We start from the raw sequence: 1,731 nt of genomic DNA on the forward strand, positions 1-1,731 counted from the left end.
CCGGGCCGGCGCCGGAACCGGCCGCGCCCGAGCCGGCCAGGGCCGACGTCTCGCTCGGGCCGGCCGCGCCCGAGGGCGCCTTCGCCAGCCTGCGCGGACGGCTGCGGGTGCCGCTGGCGGGCAAGCTCGGCGCCAAGTTCGGCGCCAAGCGCGGCAGCGGACCGAGCTGGAAGGGCGTGTTCATCAAGGCCGACGAGGGCAGCGACGTCAAGGCGGTGGCGGCCGGGCGGGTGGTGTTCGCGCGCTGGATGCGCGGCTTCGGCAACCTGATCATCGTCGACCACGGCAGCCAGTACATGAGCATCTACGGCAACAACCAGGCCCTGCTCAGGCGCGAGGGCGACGCCGTCAAGGGCGGCGACCCGATCGCCAGCGCCGGCGACACCGGCGGCAACGAGGAGTCGGGCCTGTATTTCGAGCTGCGCCACAACGGCAAGGCGTTCGACCCGGTAGGCTGGATCCCGTTTTGAACGGGCCAAGCGGGCGCCGGCAGGGGCCGTGAACGGCCCATGTCAGGGCCCATGTCAGGGCCCATGTCCGGGGCCATGATCGGGGCCATGATCGGGCTATACTCACAGCGGGGCCGCGCCGACCGGCGCGACCGGCAACCTAAGCAACCTAAGCAGAATGAGCGGAATGAGCGGAATGAGCGGAATGAGCGGAATGAGCAGATGAAGACGAAAATCAAGAGTATCGCCCTGGTCGGATTCGGCATGTTCGCCGGGGCCGCCGCCTCGCTCCAGTTCCCGGCGCGGGCGCAAGCGCCCATGCCGGCGCCCGCGCCGGTGGCGGTGGCCGCCTCCGCCCCCGCCCCGCTTCCGCTCGACGAGCTGCGCCAGCTGGCCGAGGTCTACAAGCTCATCAAGAGCGACTACGTCGAGCCGGTCGAGGGCCGGCGGCTGATGGCCAAGGCGATCGGCGGGATGGTCGCCTCGCTCGACCCGCACTCGTCCTACCTCGACCCGCGCGCGCTGGCCGACATGCAAAACAACATCGACGGCCATTTCGTCGGGGTCGGCATCGAGGTCGTGCTCGAGGACGGGCTGGTCAGGGTGCTGGCCCCGATCGAGGAGTCGCCGGCCTTCCGCGCCGGCATCGCCCCGGGCGACCTGGTCACCCGCATCGACGGCACCCCGCTGCGCGACATGCCGCTCGAGCAGGTGCACCGCCTGATGCGCGGCGCGCCCGGCAGCAAGGTCACGCTGACGATCGCGCGCAAGGGCGAGGACCTGCCATGGGTGGTGCCGCTCGAGCGCCAGCAGATCAAACTGCAAAGCGTCAAGAGCAAAATGGTCGAGCCCGGCTACGCCTGGCTGCGGGTGCGCCAGTTCCAGGGCCAGACGCTGGACGCCCTGGCCACCCAGGTCGAGGCGCTGTACCGGGCCGACCCGAAGCTCAAGGGCCTGGTGCTCGACCTGCGCAACGACCCCGGCGGGCTGCTCTCGGGCGCCGTCGGGCTGGCCTCGGTATTTTTGCCGCCCGGCAAGGTGGTGGTGTCGACCGTGGGCCAGACCGCGGCCGCAAACGGGGTCCTGTACGCGCTGCCCGAAGACTACACGCTGCGCGGCGAGCGCGACGTGCTGGCGCGATTGCCGGCGGCGCTCAAGGCGGTGCCGCTGGTGGTGCTGGTCAACGGCGGCTCGGCCTCGGCCTCCGAGATCGTCGCCGGCGCGCTGCAGGACTACAAGCGCGCCACCATCATGGGGGCGCGCACCTTCGGCAAGGGCTCGG

Annotated in this window: 2 protein-coding genes; both read left to right on the forward strand. The window is 71.3% G+C overall.

Going from position 1 to position 1,731, the window contains the following annotated elements:
* The coding region (locus C7C56_RS11140) for a murein hydrolase activator EnvC family protein (protein ID WP_146204428.1) at positions 1–470 on the forward strand (470 nt) is incomplete at its 5' end.
* 201 nt (positions 471–671) lie between these two features.
* On the forward strand, positions 672–1,731 hold a 1,060-nt coding region (locus tag C7C56_RS11145), incomplete at its 3' end, for a S41 family peptidase (RefSeq protein WP_106757475.1).

It is taken from the genome of Massilia glaciei, from assembly GCF_003011895.2.
In the GTDB taxonomy this organism is placed as follows: domain Bacteria; phylum Pseudomonadota; class Gammaproteobacteria; order Burkholderiales; family Burkholderiaceae_D; genus Telluria_A; species Telluria_A glaciei.